General features: G+C 69.7%; 13 protein-coding genes. 7 read left to right on the plus strand and 6 right to left on the minus strand.

Going from position 1 to position 17,073, the window contains the following annotated elements; genetic code table 11:
• Window positions 1–2 precede the first annotated feature (2 nt).
• The 3 genes from ABT367_RS16330 to ABT367_RS16340 are packed head-to-tail and all read right to left on the minus strand — an operon-like array spanning window position 3 to window position 4,340.
• Window positions 3–1,943 carry a non-ribosomal peptide synthetase gene (locus tag ABT367_RS16330; protein WP_352253762.1) on the minus strand — a complete coding sequence of 647 codons (1,941 nt, stop codon included), beginning with the start codon at window positions 1,941–1,943 and terminating at the stop codon, window positions 3–5.
• Window positions 1,940–3,217 (minus strand): DegT/DnrJ/EryC1/StrS family aminotransferase, encoded by a 1,278-nt coding sequence (locus ABT367_RS16335; RefSeq protein WP_352253763.1) that lies wholly within the window; start codon window positions 3,215–3,217, stop codon window positions 1,940–1,942. The genes ABT367_RS16330 and ABT367_RS16335 overlap by 4 nt, the downstream gene beginning before the upstream one ends.
• Window positions 3,162–4,340, minus strand: coding sequence for a Gfo/Idh/MocA family protein (locus ABT367_RS16340; protein WP_352253764.1), 1,179 nt, complete (start codon window positions 4,338–4,340; stop codon window positions 3,162–3,164). The genes ABT367_RS16335 and ABT367_RS16340 overlap by 56 nt, the downstream gene beginning before the upstream one ends.
• A 262-nt stretch (window positions 4,341–4,602) precedes the next feature.
• Between ABT367_RS16340 and ABT367_RS16345 the strand changes: the two genes are divergently transcribed.
• Together ABT367_RS16345 and ABT367_RS16350 are read left to right on the plus strand one after the other, a co-directional pair.
• Window positions 4,603–6,156: an alkaline phosphatase gene (locus tag ABT367_RS16345; RefSeq protein ID WP_352253765.1), complete on the plus strand. Its 1,554-nt coding sequence runs from the start codon at window positions 4,603–4,605 to the stop codon at window positions 6,154–6,156.
• 53 nt (window positions 6,157–6,209) lie between these two features.
• The gene (locus ABT367_RS16350) at window positions 6,210–6,686 is read left to right on the plus strand and encodes a hypothetical protein (RefSeq protein WP_352253766.1); all 477 of its coding nucleotides are present in this window, start codon (window positions 6,210–6,212) and stop codon (window positions 6,684–6,686) included.
• A 40-nt stretch (window positions 6,687–6,726) separates the two neighbouring features.
• Here ABT367_RS16350 and ABT367_RS16355 read toward each other — a convergent pair whose 3' ends face one another.
• A complete protein-coding gene (locus ABT367_RS16355; protein ID WP_352253767.1) occupies window positions 6,727–7,959 on the minus strand; it encodes an ATP-grasp domain-containing protein in 1,233 nt (410 codons plus the stop codon).
• Between the two features lie 362 nt (window positions 7,960–8,321).
• Here ABT367_RS16355 and ABT367_RS16360 point away from each other — a divergent pair, with 362 nt between their 5' ends.
• Together ABT367_RS16360 and ABT367_RS16365 are read left to right on the plus strand one after the other, a co-directional pair.
• The gene (locus ABT367_RS16360; RefSeq protein ID WP_352253768.1) at window positions 8,322–9,617 is read left to right on the plus strand and encodes an MFS transporter; all 1,296 of its coding nucleotides are present in this window, start codon (window positions 8,322–8,324) and stop codon (window positions 9,615–9,617) included.
• Window positions 9,618–9,677: 60 nt separating this feature from the next.
• Complete coding sequence (locus ABT367_RS16365; protein WP_352253769.1) at window positions 9,678–10,910, plus strand: ATP-grasp domain-containing protein; 1,233 nt, start codon at window positions 9,678–9,680, stop codon at window positions 10,908–10,910.
• An 83-nt stretch (window positions 10,911–10,993) separates the two neighbouring features.
• On the opposite strand, the gene ABT367_RS16370 is transcribed toward ABT367_RS16365, so the two are convergent.
• Entirely contained in the window at window positions 10,994–12,034 is a 1,041-nt protein-coding gene (locus ABT367_RS16370; RefSeq protein ID WP_352253770.1) for an LLM class flavin-dependent oxidoreductase, read from the minus strand.
• Window positions 12,035–12,102: 68 nt separating this feature from the next.
• Complete coding sequence (locus ABT367_RS16375; protein WP_352253771.1) at window positions 12,103–12,372, minus strand: acyl carrier protein; 270 nt, start codon at window positions 12,370–12,372, stop codon at window positions 12,103–12,105.
• 638 nt (window positions 12,373–13,010) lie between these two features.
• Here ABT367_RS16375 and ABT367_RS16380 point away from each other — a divergent pair.
• The 3 genes from ABT367_RS16380 to ABT367_RS16390 form a co-directional block, all read left to right on the plus strand.
• Window positions 13,011–13,262: an acyl carrier protein gene (locus tag ABT367_RS16380; RefSeq protein WP_352253772.1), complete on the plus strand. Its 252-nt coding sequence runs from the start codon at window positions 13,011–13,013 to the stop codon at window positions 13,260–13,262.
• Window positions 13,263–13,340: 78 nt separating this feature from the next.
• Entirely contained in the window at window positions 13,341–15,560 is a 2,220-nt protein-coding gene (locus ABT367_RS16385; protein WP_352253773.1) for a lantibiotic dehydratase, read from the plus strand.
• Window positions 15,557–17,073: beta-ketoacyl synthase N-terminal-like domain-containing protein (locus tag ABT367_RS16390; RefSeq protein ID WP_352253774.1), on the plus strand; the 1,517-nt coding region annotated here is incomplete at its 3' end. The genes ABT367_RS16385 and ABT367_RS16390, both read left to right, overlap by 4 nt.

Here is a 17,073-nt window from a genome sequence, read left to right on the forward strand (position 1 = left end):
GTTCACTCCCCGCTTGTTCGTCGGGCCCGCAGTCGGCGGGAGGCGCGGACGGCTGCGGCGCGGGTCTGTGGGTCCGATGCGCCGGTGTGCCCGTCGGCGCCTGCCCGTGACGACTCGATCAGCCTCGCCTGGTCCTTGACGGTGGTGTGCTGGAAGAGGGCGACGATGGGCGCCTGGACACCGGTGTGCCGCTCCAGAGCCACCTGGAGCTGGAACATCGCCAGGGAGTGTCCGCCCATGTCGAAGAAGTTGGTGTCCCGCGGCACGGTGTCGAGTCCGAGTACCTCGGTCCAGGCCGCCACGACCTGGGACGCCGTGTCGCCGACGACCCGGGCCCGCGCGGCCGACGAGGCGGCCGTCGCTCCTGCGGTCACGGTCCGCGCCAGCGCGAGACGGTCCACCTTGCCGTTGGGGGTACGCGGGAGTTCTGACAGGAACCGCACCGTCGCCGGCAGCATCACGGGCGAGACTCGCGTGGCCAGCTCGGTGCGCACTGCTGCCTCGGTCAGGGGCTGCGTGGTGGCGACGAAGGCGATGAGCCGAGTGTGGTCGGCATCGGGCAGGACCACCGCTTCCGCGACGCAGCGGATACGGCGCAACTCCTCCTCCACCGCCCCCAGTTCCACGCGGTGCCCGCGTACCTTCACCTGATGGTCGCGACGGCCGGTGAAGTGGAGAGTGCCGTCCTCGTTCCAGCGGACCATGTCGCCGGTGCGGAACATGCGGGCACGGGCGTGCGGCGCGAACGGGTCGGGCAGGAAGGCACGGGCGGTGTTCTCCGGTCTGCCGAAGTAGCCCTCGGCGACCCCCGGACCTCCGATGTACAACTCGCCCTCCGTACCCGCGCCGAGGGAACGGCCCTCGTCATCGAGGACGTACAGCCTCGCCCCGGGGATGGGCCGGCCGATCGAGACGGGCCCCGGGGCCTCGAAGCGGTGGTAGCTGGCGAAGACGGTGGCCTCGGTGGGCCCGTACTCGTTGACCAGTTCCGCCGGTCCGCGGTGGAAGGCGAAATGCCGCTCCACCAGGTTCGAGGGCAGTGCCTCCCCGGCGAGCACGACGCTGCGCAGGGACGCCAGCGCGGTCCGGGTCCTGTCGGCAGCGTCCAGCAGCTGCGCGTAGAGGGCCGGTATGCACAGGAGTTGGGTGGCGCGGTGACGCTCGACCAGCTCGACGAGCCCATGGACATCGCGCGTCTCGTCCTGGCCGGCCACGAGCAGATGGCCGCCGGTGGTCAGGGTGCCCCATATACCTGCCACCGAGGAGTCGAAGGCGAGCGGTGAGACAAGCAGGAAGGTGTGACGGCCCGGGTAGATCAGCGCGCGTGCCTGGGTCGAGGCGGACAGCTGCCGGTGTGTGACGACCACGCCTTTGGGCTCGCCCGTGCTGCCTGAGGTGTAGATAAGATAGGCCGTGTCCGGGGTGACCGGCCGTGGGGAGGCCGCTACGACAGGCGCTACGGTCAGTGCGTCTGTGCGCGCCGTCACGGTGCCGGGGTGTCCGGCGGGTAGGGCCCGTACCAGGGCGGCGGTGCCCGCGCCGTCGCTGACGACCGTCGAGACCGCCGCATCGTCCAGGATGAGGCGGATACGGTCGGCGGGCAGGGTGATGTCCACGGGGACGTACGCGGCGCCCGCCAGCAGCACGGCATACACCGCGACGATCATGTCCGCCGAGGGCAGACAGGCCACAGCCACCCGGCTGCCAGGGACAGTGCCCGCCCGCGACAGACGCTGGGCCAGCTGCTGTGCCTCGGTGACCAGTGCGCCGTAACTCAGCTGCCGGTCCTGGCCGATGACAGCGGTCGTGTCCGGTGCGGCGGCGGCCCTTTGCAGGACCAGGTCGTGCACCGGTGGGCGGGGGCCCGGGGGAAGTGCGGGACCCACCTCGAAGGAATCCTGCCGGAGGCCGTGCGCGGGGAAGGTCGTCGTGAGGATGCTCACCGGGCTCCCCTTCCGGGTGTCGCCGCGGCGAGCCGGGCGTCGGCCCCGGGTCCGTCGTGGTGGGTGAGATGGTCCGCGATCTTCTCGGTGACGGCGCGGACGCCCTCGAGATAGCGGGCGTCCTCCTCCTCGAAGCCCGCGGGGGCACAGGGAACCGAGATCTTGAACGTGCGGGCCGCGAGCCGGTCGGCGACGGGGAACGTGGAACGGATGCCCGCCCGGTCGTAGGTGGTCACCGGGGACAACGGCTTCTGGAACAGGTGGAGGGTGTGCAGCGGTGATGTGGCCTTGGGGATGTCGACGTCGCCGATCCCCTCCGCGTTGCACGCCGCCACCAGCCAGTCCCTGCCGCCGGGCAGCCGCCCGGGGTCCACCTCGAAGAGCAGGGCGTAGTGGGCCGACACACGCTCGGGGGTCGACAGGGTCAGGGGGGTGATGCCGTCGATCCGCGCGAACAGGGTGGCGATCTTCTCGGCGAAGCCCTGCTTGTTCCTGATCCACGCGGGCAGTTCGGCGATCTGGCCGACCGCGAAGGCGATACCCAGCGGATGAGCGCGGTACTTCAGACCCAGGCCGGTGACCGCGTACTGATACAACGGCCCCTGCGGGTCCATCTCCTGCAGGGCACGCTTGTTGAAATGCCCCAACAGCTGTGCCCGGTCGTAGATTTCACGACTTGAGGTGGTCATGACGCCGCCCTCGCCGGCCGCGATGAGCTTCTGGGTCTGCAGGCTCCAGGCGGCCGCGGAGCCGAAGGTGCCGACCGGACGGCCCGCGTACGTGGCGCCATGCGCGTGCGAGCAGTCCTCGACCAGGCTGAGGCCGTGGTGACGGGTGAAGGCGACGATGGCGTCCATATCGCATGGCAGACCCCACATATGGGTGAGGACGACGGCCTTGGTGCGGTCGGTGACGAGCGCGGCCGCGGCCTCGGGGTCGAAGGAGCCGTCGGGCCGTGCGTCCACCAGCACGGGCAGGGCGCCGAGTTGGAAGAGAGAGGCCGAGGTGGCGAAGAAGGTGTACGAGGGGCAGAGGACCTCGTCGCCCGGCCCGATGCCGATTCCGTAGAAGGCCGAGTGGAGCGCCGCCGTGCCGGAGTTCGTCACCAGGCTGTACGGGGTGCCGTGGGCTTCGGACCAGGCGTCCTCGAACTCGGCGACGACACCGGAACGGTCGTAGACGGAGAGCTTCCCGCTCTCCAGCTGGCGCAGGACTCGCTCAGACCATTCCGGCCGCCGCTTCGGCCAGGGGTACTCCACGGTCGTGTCCAGCACTGGTCTTCCCCCGTGGATGGCCAGCTCCGCAGTAGACACCGTTTATCTCCTCGTGCATCGGCTTCATGGACGTTCGCTGCGCGATCGACAGGTAGAGAGATTCGATGGTGGCTGTCACCTGCACACCGTCCGAGACCTCCCGTTGGACGACCTCCGGGCGGGAGAAGTTGTCCAGCACGTCGAGCAGCAGCCCGGTGGCCGAGTCCCAGGAGCGCTCGCCGACCAGTTCCTCCACCAGGTTGTTCGAGCGGTCGTAACGCTCGAATGTGTTCTTGGTGAGCCTGATATGCCCGCCGGTACCGTAAATACGGATCAGTTCGTCCTTGGTGGCCTCGCAGAGCGAGAGCCGTAGCGTGCCGGTGACGCCGCTGTCGTACGAGAAGTTGGAGAGCACCGTTTCCTCGATGTCGTACGCGGCCCCGGGGATCAGCTTGGGGGCGGCGCTCGCGTAGACAAGCGAGGGCATACCGAAGAACCAGTGGAGCAGATCGATGATGTGGTACCCCATGTCGATGATCGCGCCGCCGCCGGAGGTCTCGGTGGTGGCACGCCAGCCGACCTGGTAGGCGTCTGTGCTGAGCTGGTAGCCGGCATCGAAGTGTCTGACCTCGCCGATCTCCTTGAGCGCTGCCCTGGCACGTGCGTACAGCGGGTGGTAGCGGCGCTGCACGCACAGCCGCATATGTCCGTCGCGTCCGCCGATGGCGTCGGCGAGTTCGTAGGCCTGGGGCAGGGACAGGGCGAAGGGCTTCTCCTTGATGAAGGGAATGCCCTGACTGATCAGGTCCTTCGACACCTCGTTGTGGGTGTGGTGGGGTGTGACCACGATGGCGAGATCCGGCCGAACCTCGTCGAGCAGCGATCTGTGATCGGTGAAGAAGCGGGGGCGCTCGAAGCTGCCCAGCTTCCGCAGTTCGTCGACGAGCCTGGTCTCGGCGGTCGGATCCACGTCGCACGTCGCGACCAGACTGACGCGTGGCGACAGGCCGGTGAGCGCGGGCACGTAATCCTTTAGTGTCCTGCGGCCGACGCCGATCAAGGCGCACCGCACGGCGGTTGAGAAGTGCAATGCCCATCCCCTGACTGGCCTGAGAATAGGCCTCGAAGCTTGCAAAAGAACCACTTGAACGCGCGATTACATCCGGGCTACGAGATCACTTTCGGAAGCAAATTTGGCACTGCTCGGCCCGGCGACCAAGGTCACTTGAGTCGTTCTCAAGACATTATCGACCTCTCCGTCCGTCCTCAGGCGGCCACGAGGAGGCGTGAGTTCACGACCGTATCCGCTGCCGGAGGGAAACATCGGAAGGGGTCTTTCGCCCGTTGTTCATCTTCAAGTCGCCGAAGATTGACCGTGAATGAAACGGGCTCACATACTCGCCGCCATGTCATCCAAACTGTCGAAACCAGGCACCCTTGCGCTGGTCTGCGCGCTGGTCGCCGGGGCAGCCACCGTGGCCGGTTCCGCCCAGGCGCTCCCGGCGGACTCCGCCCACAAGGAGATCCGCAACGTCATCTATCTGCTCGGTGACGGCATGAGCCGCAGCCATGTCGCCGCGGCCCGCTACCGCTTCCATGGAGCGGACGGGATGCTGAACATGGAGCGACTGCCTGCCGCAGGCACCGTCTCCACCCACGCCTCGCGGCGGAACAGCGACTTCCCCGTGCTGGTCACGGACTCCTCGAGCGCGGCCACCGCCTGGGCCTCGGGCGTGAAGACATATAACGGGGCGGTCGGCATCGACGCCTACGGCAGGCAGCGCGCCACTTTGATGGAGCAAGCCAAGGCATCGGGATTCGCCACCGGGAACGTCACCACCGCCGAGGTCACGGATGCGACGCCGGCGGCCCAGTACAGCCATGTGCTGCACCGCAACTGCCAGGGCCCCGACTTCTCCGCGGACGCCTGTGTCTTCGAGCGGGCGGACGGGACCTTCGAGCCGCTGCCGGACAACCGCACGCTGGTCACGCCGATCGCCGAGCAGATCGCGCGCAATGGCACGGCCGACGTGGTCTTCGGCGGGGGCCTGGCCCGGTTCGAACCGGACGATCAGCTGGCCCTCGAGGCCCAGGGGTACCAATTGCTCGGTAACTTCGGTGATCCCGCCATGGCCGAGCAGACAGCCGCCAGCCAGACCGTCGCCACCCGGGCCGACCTCGACAAGGCAGCGGGCAGCAAGGTCTTCGGACTGTTCAACCGGGGAAACCTGACCACCGAACACGCCAGGACCCGCCTGCCGGCGGACTCTCCGGCCCACCAGGAGCCGACGCTGGCGGAGATGACCCGTGCATCGATCTCGCTGCTGTCCCGTCGGCGGGACACCAAGGGCTTCTTCCTGCAGATCGAAGGAGCGTCGATCGACAAGCGCTCGCACGCCAACGAAGCGGCGCAGACCCTGGGCGAGGTCAAGGCCTTCGATGACGCGGTCAAGGCCGCTGTCGACTTCGCCCGAAGGGACGGGAACACCCTTGTCATCGTCACGGCCGACCACGAGTGCGCCGGCTTCTCCCTGATAGAGAAGGGTGCGTTCACCAACGCCGAGGCGGTCGCGCCCCCGGACAACAGGGACTCCGACAACCCGGCGAACAACGGCTCGCCCACGCGTACCCGGTCGGACCACAAGAAGGACCCGCTGCGCTCCGGCGGGATCATCAACGGTGCGGGATCGCAGGATCCGAAGAACTTCGCCCCGGCGACGCTGCGTACTCCGGACGACCCCGCCGACGTGGTCGACGGCAGCCCCGACGCCAGCCTGTGGCTGTCATACCTGTCCGGCGAGCACACCGGCGCCGACGTGCCGCTGTACGCCTACGGTCCGGGCAGTGGCCGGCTGGTGGGGGGCCAGGACAACATCGAGCTCTACGAGGAGATGTTCCTCCGGCTGTTCGGGCAGACGGCCGCGCAGGACGGATCCATACAGGCACGTGAGAGGTCATGAGACGGCTCAGGCGTTCCAGATATTCCCCTCCCGCCTGGAGGGTTGGTCTCCTTGTGGCCCTGGCCGCCCTCAGCGCCGGCTGCGCAACGGACGGCCGCGAGCCCGCCGCACGCCCGGCCGCCTCGCCCGTCGCCGCGCTCTCCTTCCCCTCGCCGAGTCAGGCGCCCGCTCCACCGGCCACTGTCGAGCCGCCGCTCGCACCGGACGAAGTGCGGGTCGAGGAGGGGCCGTTCACCGACCGGGTCCGGTTCACCGGACTGGCCCTCACCGACCGGTGCTCGGTGCGGGGACGGCTGATCATCACCTCCGACACCAGCCAGGTCCTCGCCCTCGAAGTGCGGGCCGCGTTCTACGACGCCAAGGGGAGGCTGCTGTCCACGGCGGCCTTCCGGGCCGGCGGGGGGCACGTTCACGGCGGGCATGAGGCAGCCGAGGGCGAGGAGGGGATCGGCTTCACAGTCACGGCTCCGAAGGGTCGCGACAAGGTGTCCGGTGTCGTGGTCTCCGTGCCGGTGCTTGTCAACGAGTAGGCCGAACGCCGCCCTCGTCACCGGAGGCGGCGTACGGCCGTTACTCGACCTCGGCGCGGATGTCCCGGGCCGCCGCGATCGCGGCGTTGAACGAGAGGTTCACCGAGTCGGCCACGGTACGGATTTGGCACAGGTGGCCGCGGAAGTCGACGGGCGGGGAGACCTTTTCGCCGACAGCGGCGCCTGGGAGCACCTGCGTGACGAACGGTGCGCGCCCGGCCTCATCGATGCCGTGGACGGCGCTGAGCTTGCCGGCCACGGGCGGGTAGACGGTCATGGTGGTCGAGCCCCGTCCGTTGAGGCCGGTGGGCGGCAGCGGTCGGCCGAGTGCGGCGGCGGCGAGGATGGCCGCGATCGGGCTCTGCAGGCAGTCGTTCATCATCAAAGGGGCGGCGGCGCCCGCGAGCCTCATGTTGGTCTCGATGATCAAGGGGCCACCGGCCGTCACCACGAACTCCGTGTGCAGCATTCCCTGGGGTATGCCGAGCGCGGCCGTGCAGGTCTCCACCGCCTTCCGCATGGCGTCCTCGACCTGCGCGGGAAGCTGGACGGGGAAGCTGTAGGAGACCTCACAGAAGGCCGGGTTGGGCCCCAGCTGGCGGTCAGTGATGCCCAGGTGGTGGCACCGGCCGTCCACGACCAGGGTCTCCAGGCTGTACAGAGGGCCCTGCACATATTCCTCGGCGAGCAGTTCCCCGCCCATGTACCGGCGTTCTCCGCTCAGTTCACCGAACGCGAGCACGGCCTCGTCGGCATCGCGCACCAGCCGTACGTCGAGGCTGCCGGTGCCCCGGCAGTTCTTGACGACCGCGGGGCCGTCGAGCGACTCGACGAAGGAGACGAGTTCACCGGCCGAACCCGGCGCGTTCCAGCGCAGGTTCGGGATGCCTGCCCGGGTGTAGAAACGCCGTGCCGCGCGCTTGTCACGGATGGTGCGTACCGCCTGTGGGGAGGGGTGGGGCGCCCCCACCCGCTGAGCCAGGACCGCAGCGAACTCGAGGCTCTGGTCGAGCGAACAGATGACACCCATCGGGCCGCCGGCGGTGAGGATCTCCGCGACCAGACCGTCCGGGACCACGGCCGTCTTGGTGGAGGCCAGTTCGAAGACCCGCCCCCGGCGCTCCAGTTCGTCGAGGACCTCACCGGCAAGGAGGGTTTTCGCGGCTGGCACGGACCGATCGGTTACGTAGGCCGCGTCGATCGCGTGGTCGACCGCCCAGCGCACCAGGGACATGCCGACGCCGGTCGGAGTTGATTCCACAAACAGCAGCATGCGACTTCCTTCGCGTCAGGGATATTTCCTTGGGTAGGCGTGCGGCGCTTTTTCGTGACGTCCGGCAGGGAGATCGATCCGCGTCGGCATGAGACATTTCCGTGAGGGCAGTACAGCGTATTGACGCTACGTAAGTCCCTCATGAAAGCAAGCCATTTGACGTTCGGGCTGGGGGCTGCCCGAATGTATCCGCCATGGCTTGACACCGGAGGCGCCGAGGCCGTAATTCGAAGGTGTCGGGCAGCTGGGGCGATCTGCCGTGAGCCGATTCTGATCGGCCGACTTTTCCCGGTCCGGGAAGTGGAAGAGGGGAAAATGAGAACCTGTCGGATTAATGCAGGACGGCTTCCGAGGCCTGCGTCATGAAGAAGGCCGGCAGGTTGGGGGTCCTGGCCGAACGCCGCTTCCGTCTGCTGTGGACCGGCCGTACGACGTCGGCCCTGGGTGACGCGCTGATGCCGGTCACCCTGGTGTTCGCCGTGCTGTCGTGCGGAGGCAACGCCACCGATATCGGACTGGTTCTCGCCACGACCATGGTGGTGCGCACGCTGCTGCTTCTGGTGGGAGGTGCGCTGGCCGACCGGCTGCCGCGTCGCCTGCTGATCGGGGGCAGCGACCTGTTCCTGTGCCTCGTGCAGTCCGTGATGGGCGTTGTCCTGCTGACGGGACGGAGCAGCGTGGCTCTCCTGCTGGCAGCAGCGGTCTGCTACGGGGCGGCCTCTGCGGTCTCCAAGCCCGCCGTCGGCGGACTCGTGCCACAGACCGTCAGCCCGGAGCGGCTGCAGGAGGCCAACGGCCTGATGCAGCTGTCCCGCAGCGCCGTGCAGGTGGCGGGCCCTGCGCTGGCCGGCGTCGCGGTCGCCGTCGCCGCTCCCGGTTGGGTGTACCTGTTCGATGCCCTGACCTTCCTGCTGAGCGCCGCGACCATGGCCTTTCTCCCACTCGCCTGGGAGCCGCGGTCCCGGCGCGGCAGTCTGTTCCGCGATATTGCCGACGGCTGGAAGGAGATGACCGCCAGGACCTGGTACTGGGCGGTGCTGTGCGGTCACGCCGTCTGGAACGTGGGTTCCAGTGCGTTCTACGTCCTGGGACCTGTGGTGGTTTCCCAGCAGTCCTCGGGGGCGGCCGGGTGGGGCCTGGTCAGCGCGGGCATGTCGGTCGGTGCTCTGCTCGGCGCCGCCATCGCCATGCGCTACCGGCCGAGCCGGCCGCTGGTCACCGCGCACCTCGGCATGCTGCCCACGCTGCTGCAACTGGTGGCCCTGGCCGTGTCGGCGCCCACCGTTGTCATCGTGGGCTGTGCGGTGCTGAGTTCGGCCGGGGTGATGTTCCTCAACACGGTCTGGACATCGGCCGTGCAGAGGCTGGTGCCCGAGGATGTGCTGTCGCGTGTCACGTCCTACGACTGGGTGATCTCCTTCACCGTCGCGCCGCTGGGCTTCGCCGCGATAGGGCCGGTCTCCGAGGCGGTCGGTACGGCCGGTGCGATCCATCTGGCCATGCTGTGCGTGGTGCTGGGGGTGGGGGCGGTCCTGCTGCCCGCCCCGATCCGCCGGCTCCGGCAGACGCCTGCGGGAGCGCTGCACGGCTGGCCCGAGCTGGACGAGGAAGGTCAGCGCCCCTCCAACGAACAGGCGGCCGTGAGCAGAGCCCATTGAGTCGGGCGTGCGGCCGCACGGCCTCGGTTCTCGTCGTGTCCCTGAGATCGGAGTTCAGCAGTGAGAGCACTCGTCCTCAACCGCGCCGCCTTCGGTGGAACGTCCTTCACCCGTCACCTCGGCCCGGACTGGCAGGTGTCGCTCGTCGGGGAGCCGGACGCCGTGCGTGCGGCGGAGGCCTCCGGTGACCGCTACGAGCAATTGGTGCCGGTAGCGGACTACTTGGAGTCCTCCCAGGTCGAACTGACCGCGTACCGGCTGCACCAGGAGCGGCCGTTCGACATGGTCGTGGCCCTGGCGGAGTTTGATCTGCTCCGCGCCGCGCGGCTGCGGGAGTTGCTGGGCATCCCCGGCCAGAGTGTGGCGAGCGCCATGGCGTACCGGGACAAGCTCGTCATGAAACGGACGCTGGGAGCCGCCGGCGTTCCGGTGGCGGGCTATGCCGAGGTCTCTGCCGCGAGTGACATCCTGGCCTTCGCCGAGCGGTCCGGTTTTCCGTTCGTGGTGAAACCGCGCCGGGGTGCGGGGTCGATGGGAGTGGAGATCGTCCATGACACCGCGGACCTTGAGCGTGTTGCTCTGGCCCACCCCGGTCTGGGCAGTGACGAGGGCGCGTCGCTGCTCGCCGAGGAGTACGTGCCGAACTCCACGCTGCACGTGGACGGGCTCATCGTCGGCGGCGAGGTGCGGCTCATCTGGCCCTCGACGCACGGGGAGACGAGCACACTCGACTACCGCGAGGGCGGCGGGCTGATGAGCTGCATGCTGGACCGGACCGACCCCCGCTGGGAGCCGTCGGTGAAGCTCGTACACGAGACGATCGCCGCGCTCCCGACGCCCGGCACCACGCTGTTCCACGCCGAGGTCTTCCACACCCCGGACGGACGGATGCTGATGAACGAGATCGCGAGCCGGATCGGCGGCGCGAAGGTGGCCCGCGCGTTGCGGGCCGCGTTCGGGATCTCGCCGGTGAGCGAGTATCTGCGCGCGCTGGCCACCGGTGAGGTGGGCTTCGCCTCCGGCATGGAGCCCGAGCAGCTTGCCGGCTGGTTGCTGATGCCGCCGTCCCCGGGCCGCATCCGGCATATCCCCACGAGCTGCCCGGTCCCCGATATCGACGAGTTCTCCGTGTACGCCGCGGCGGGCCAGGAGACGAAGTCGGCCATCGCGTCCGTCGACGGGCTGATGACGGTCGTCGCCGTGGGCGAGGAGCGGGCCGCGGTGGGCAAGCGGCTCGAGGAGACGCGCGACTGGTTCCTCGGCGAGCTCGTCATGGAGTCGCTGCCACGATGAGGCCCCGGTCTCCGGGGCGTGCCGCCGGCCGCCCCGGAGACCGGGCGCGACCCGGGTGGCGCGCAGGCCGCCGGCGCACCGGGTCAGCGCGCCGCCTCGGCCGCCTTGGCCAGGACGCGCAGGGTCTGGACGCCGTCCTCGACCGACCGGGGGGTCAGCCCGACGGACAGAGTGGTCACCCCGGCCGCGGCATAGGCGCGCATCCGGTCCACGATTCGCTCGAATGGACCGATCAGCGACGTACGGTCGATCAGGCTCTCCGGTACCGCGCGCCGGGCGGCGGGACTTCCCTCCAGGAAGAGCCGGCGGACCTCCCGGGCCTCTTCCGGGTAGCCCATCCGCGCCACGTGGTCGTGGTAGTAGTTGCGCTTCGTGCTGCCCATCCCGCCGATGAAGGTGGCGTAGTACGGCCTCAGTCGGTCGACACAGGCGGTGACGTCCTCGCCGACGACGGCGTTGACCCCGGCCGTCACGTCGAACCCCGCCATGGTGGCGCCCCTGCGTTCCCTGCCGGCCGCCACCGTCGCGACCTGTTCCGCTGCGAGATCCGCGGCGAGGAAGAGCGCGATCCACCCATCGGCGATCTCCCCTGCCGTACGGAGGCTTCGAGGGCCCACGCCGGCCAGGTAGACGGGGATGTCGGGGCGGAAGTTCCGTAGATCCAGCATCATCGGACGGCTGTCCGAGCCCCGCAGCGGTACCTGGTGGAGGGCGCCGTCGTAGTCGACCGGCCGCCTGCTGAGCACGGCCCGCACGATATCCACGTACTCCCTGAGACCAGCCAGCGGCTGATCGAACCGGGTGCCGTGCCAGCCTTCGGAGATCTGCAGGGTGGAAGCGCCCAGGCCCAGCACACACCGGCCGTCGGACAGAAGATCGATGGTGGCCGCCGTCATTGCGGTCATGGCGGCGGAACGGGCGGGCACCTGCATGACGGCCGAACCCAGCGCGATGCGCCGGGTGTGCGCGGCGAGCCAGCCGAGCAGACTCGGCGCGTCCGAGCCGTACTTCTCGCTCACCCAGAGGGTGTCGTAGCCCAGTTGGTCGGCTTCCCTGGCGTAGGTCAGCGTATCGGCGATGCGGGAGCGTGCGGTGAGTGAACCCAGACTCAGAGCCAGTCTCATTGCTTTCCCCCTGTGGGCCTGCGTGTGCGGCGGGCGGCTTGGTGTCCGATGCGGGAGCGGGCGGCGGTCTACTGCTCCTCCTCCGACCAGGGCTCGGACTCGGGCAGGACTGCGGCAAGCGCCTGCGGGGTGGGGTGATCGATGATGTCGAGGATGTCGGCGTCCCAGGCCAGTTCGCTGCGGATGCGGCCGCGGATCGCCATCGCGGTGAGGGAGGTGCCGCCCATGTCCACGAAGTCGGTCGTGGCATCGATATCGCCGGTCTCGAGGACGCTTGACCAGATGGCGGTGAGGTGGGCGACGAGTGCGTCGCCGGTCGGCTGCTGCGCTTCAAGCATCGCTCGGTGTCTTTCTGTGGGGAGCCGCACGGAGCGGCCGGCCGGCAAGGGGTGTCACGCACCGGCCCGGCGGGTGCGCGCGGGCAGGGTGCGAAGAGTCGCCGACTGTCCGGGGGGCCTGTCGGCGGGTGGCCCGGTCCAGTCCGGGAAGGCTTGGGGCCGTACGGGCCACGGCGCCCGCCGGGAGGGCAGACAGCTGCTCCGGTCGGTGTGGACGGTCGGTGCGGCGAACGTACCGGCAGGGACGCGTGTTGGCTACGGCCTTCGTTCCGGTGGGCGCTGCGGTGCGGTCCTGGCGGTGAACGCTTGGTGCGGTGATGGCCCGGACGTACGATCCCTTTCACGCCGCCCCAACGGACAACTGCCTTTCGAGTGACGCGAGTTGGCGATCGGCGGGCTGATTGTCGAGGGTGCCCCCTGGGTCGCGCCGGCTTCTCCCCGGCCCGTACACACCGGGAAAATCCGGGCACGCACGGGCTATCTGTCCACAAGTGTTTGCGCCTGCGGCGGACAGCCGCCGAAGCCGCGTGTCCCCGGCGGCTCGGGCGTGTTCGAGGTCCACGGACCGGACACCGCCGGTTCCACTGCTCCTCCTGCCCTCACGGCCCGAATGCACGATTCATGCTGAAGGAGACGCTATGTCGGCACAGAACGTCCTCCCTCTCCTCCTGGAGCTGGCCTCGCAGATCCTCGGGGTCGACGACCTCGGTCCGGATGACCAGTTCTTCGAACTGGGCAGCAACTCGGTGCAGGTACTGCAGTTGATGACGACGCTGGAGAAGGATCACGGTGTCGTCGTAGAGCTGGAAGACCTCCTGGAGGCCCCGACGTTCGCCGAGCTCGCCGCACTCTGCACCGTCGGGCAGGTCCCCGCCGGGCCGCGGACGTGAGGCGCCCCGCGGTGTGCACACCGCTTTCGGTCTGTCGGTGTACACGGTGATTCGGGTGCGTACGGGGGAGGCGGTGTCGTGAACACGGGTGTGGCCGTGGTGCAGAGGGGACAGGTCCCGGGATCCGGCCGCGTGGCGGGAGCCGGGACGCCGGGCCCGGGGACGGAGGGCGATCGGCGTGACCTGGCCGCTGTCGTTCCCGGCTGGTCACTGTGGCGGCTCGCCGCCGTACGCGGCGCCGGACTGCCCTTCGACCTCGTCGACGGGCCGGCGATGCCGCGTCTGCTGGAGCGGCCCGCCGGTGCGCAAAGGGACAACGAACTGCGGGCGGCGGCGGACAAGCAGGTCGCCGCCACCGCCCTGGACGACACGTTCCGCACTGCGCTGGCCTGGCAGAACCCCCGTGTCCTCGAGGACTGGTTGGGCGACTACGCCCGTCGCCCCGCCGACGATCCCGACGCCCCCCTGTCGCGCCGCGGATACCAGGAGAGTGTGCTGGTCCGCTATGCGAAGCGGTACTGCACGAAGAACGAGTCGATCGGCTTCTTCGGGCCGGCCGGCCGGGCCCGGTTGTCCGGCAGGCCCGGCGGGCTCAACGTCGGCGCCGGGATACGGCGGAGCACCCCGTATCCGGAGCCCTGGTCGGTGGCCGCCACCGCCGCGGCATGTCGCGAGGATCCGCGGCTCTTCGCCCACCTGCCGGTCCGCCTGAATCCGGCGGGCACCGTCGCCCAAGGAGTCCTCCGTGTCCCCCGTCGGCCCGCCCGGACATGCGACGGGATCACCGGCGCGCTTCTCGCGGCGATCGACGGCCGACGCCCGTGCGGCGAGGTGCCCGCCGTCGCGGCGGCCGCGCTGCCCGAGACCTGCCAGGAGGGGGAACTGCGCGCGGAGTTGCTGCGCCTCGACCGGCCCGGCTTGATCCAGCTGGGGTTCCGGGTGCCGCACGACGACCGCCCGGAAGCGGCCGCGACGCGCCGGGCGACGTACTCCCGTACCCCCGCCTACCTCGACTGCCGGCGGAATACCGACGTGCCGATCGGCAAGGACCTCTTGGAGTCGCCGCGTCGGCCGCTGGGCTTCCTCCTGGACAGTGCGCGCTGGCTGGCCGCCCGAGTGGGCGAGGTCATGGCGGAAGGGCTGCGCGAACGACACAGCCGGCTGCTCCGGCGCCGAGGCGAGGACACGCTGGCGGATCTGCAGTTCGCCGCCGGGGACATTCTGTCAGGAGCGACCCCTGAACTCGCCGCGATCCAGGACCAGGTCCAGCGCCGATGGGCCCGGCTGCTGCTCCCGGTGGCGGACCAGGAGGAGATCCGCGTCGACTGCGCACAGGTCGCCCCGGCGGCCGCAGAGCTCTTTTCGCCGCCGGAGCGGCTCTGGTGGGCCGCAAGCCGCCGCCACAGCCCGGACCTCATGCTGAGCCTCGCGCCGGACATGAGCCTGCGCTGGGTGCTCGGCGAGCTGCACGTCGCCCTGAACGCCATGGAGAGCCGGCTGTTCCGTACCCAGTGCGACGAGCCGGGCGAAATGATCGCGGCCACCGCAGCCGACATGCGGCAGGGACACGTGGTGTCCGTCCCTCCACTGGACGCTCCGGAGACGATCGGACGGACACACCCGCCGTCAGCCCTGGACCCGGCCGGCTTGTACCGATCTGGGGCCTACGACGCCGACCAGGGCCATCCCAGCAGGGTCTCCTGCGCCCCGGCGGCCGGCGTACTGGTGCAGGAACGCGAAGGCGAACTCATCGTCGAGGCCCGCACGGAGGGCTGGTCGGCACCGGTGCTCGAGTTCTTCGGCGACTTCGCCACGGCCGTGGCGGTGAACCTGTTCAAGCTGCGGCCCTCGGCCCCCTACCAGCCCCGGCTGCTGCCCGACGATGTGGTGGTGGCCCGGCGCAGTTGGTCCATGGCGGCCGAAGTGCCGTTCACCCCGTGGAAGTCGGCCGACCGGCCCTTCGCGCCGCTGCGGGAGTGGGCGGCGGGCCTGGGGGTGCCGCGCTGGAGCTTCGAGCGCACACCTGGTGAGCGCAAGCCCGTCTACCTCGACCTTGCAGCCCCGCTGCTGATCTCCGACTTCGTGCGGGCCGTGCGGAAGGCCGCCGACTGGCAGTCCGACCCCTGCACCGTGGAGATCATCGAAATGCTGCGCCGGCCGGACCACCTGTGGCTGCGCGACGCGTCCGGCCGGCCATATACCGCGAAGTTCCGTGAGGTCGCCGTGGACGACCACGAACCTGCATTGGTGGTACGCGACGTGCGGCCGGCCACCCCTACTCGGAGAGGACGAACGTGAGCGCCTTCGACCCAGTGGCGATCGTGGGAATGGCATGCCGCTTCCCCGGCGCCGGCAACGTCGAGCAGTTCTGGGCCAATCTCCACGAGGGAAAGGAGGGGCTGCGGCGGCTGACCGAGGAGGAGATGCGGTCGGCCGCGGTGCGTGAGGACCTGCTGCGCGACCCGCGCTACGTGCCCGTCATCGGTGATATCGCCGATGTGGACCGCTTCGACGCGGCCTTCTTCGGCATGACTCCGCGCGAGGCGACGCTGTGCGACCCCCAGCTGCGGCTCTTCCTGGAGACCGCGCACGCGGCGGTGGAGAACGCGGGGTACGACGTCACCGCGGTGCGTGACGTTGCTGTGTACGCGGCCGCGGGCCGCAACCACTATGCCCGCAACGCCCCGGGCACGGCCCCCGGCGCCGATCTGCAGGCCGGAGTCTTCAACCAGCCGGACTCCCTGGCCACACTGGTCTCGTACAAGCTGAACTTCACCGGCCCCAGCATGACGGTCCTGACCGCCTGTTCCAGCTCGCTGCTTGCCCTGCACCTGGCGGTCCAGTCGCTGCTGAGCGGTGAGTGCGAGATGGCGCTGATCGGCGGCGTGGAGATCGAACGTCCGGGACACGGCTACCTGTGGTCCTCCGGTAGCCCGTACAGCCAGGACGGGCGGTGCCGTCCGTTCGACGCGGCGGCGAGTGGCACCGTCTTCGCCAGCGGTGTGGGTGCGGTGGCGCTCAAGCGGCTGTCGGACGCGGTGCGCGACGGCGACGAGGTCCGGGCGCTCATACGCAGCACCGCGGCCAACAACGACGGGTCGGACAAGGTCGGGTTCACCGCCCCCAGCGTGTCCGGTCAGAGCCGCGTCATCATGGAGGCCCTGGCTCTGGCGGAGGCGGAGCCGGAGGACATCGGCTATGTCGAGGCCCACGGCACGGGTACGCCGATCGGTGACCCCATAGAGTTCACGGCCCTCACGGAGGCATTCCGAGGCGCCGCGGGCGGCAGGGGCCTGCCCGCCGGATACTGCGGACTGGGGTCGGTCAAGAGCTCTATCGGCCATCTCGGACATGCTGCCGGTGTGGCCTCCCTGATCAAGGCCGCGCTGTGTCTGGAGCACGAGGTGCTTGCGCCGACGCTGCACCTGGACGAGCCCAGCCCGAAGCTGGACCTGCCGGCCTCCCCCTTCTATCTGGTCGACCGGGCCCGGCCGTGGGCCCGGTCCATCGACCGGCCGCGTCTGGCCGGGGTCAGCGCCCTCGGATTCGGCGGTACGAACGTGCACGCCGTGCTGGAGGAGGCACCGCCGCGTCCGACGCCTCCTCAACTTGCCGAGCGGCCCAGGCTTGTTGTCTGGTCGGGGGCCACCGAAGAGGCCGAGGCAGCCGGTCGAAGCGTGCTCGCCGGGCATCTCGGGCGCTGCGGCGCCGAGGAGTTCGCCGATGTCACGGCGACGCTGCGCGAGGGACGGACCGAGCATCCGGTGCGGGCGGCCATCGTGGCCGAGACTGCCGAGGAGGCGGCCGCGGC

The sequence above is a fragment of the Streptomyces mesophilus genome, from assembly GCF_040300965.1.
GTDB classification, from domain to species: domain Bacteria; phylum Actinomycetota; class Actinomycetes; order Streptomycetales; family Streptomycetaceae; genus Streptomyces; species Streptomyces mesophilus_A.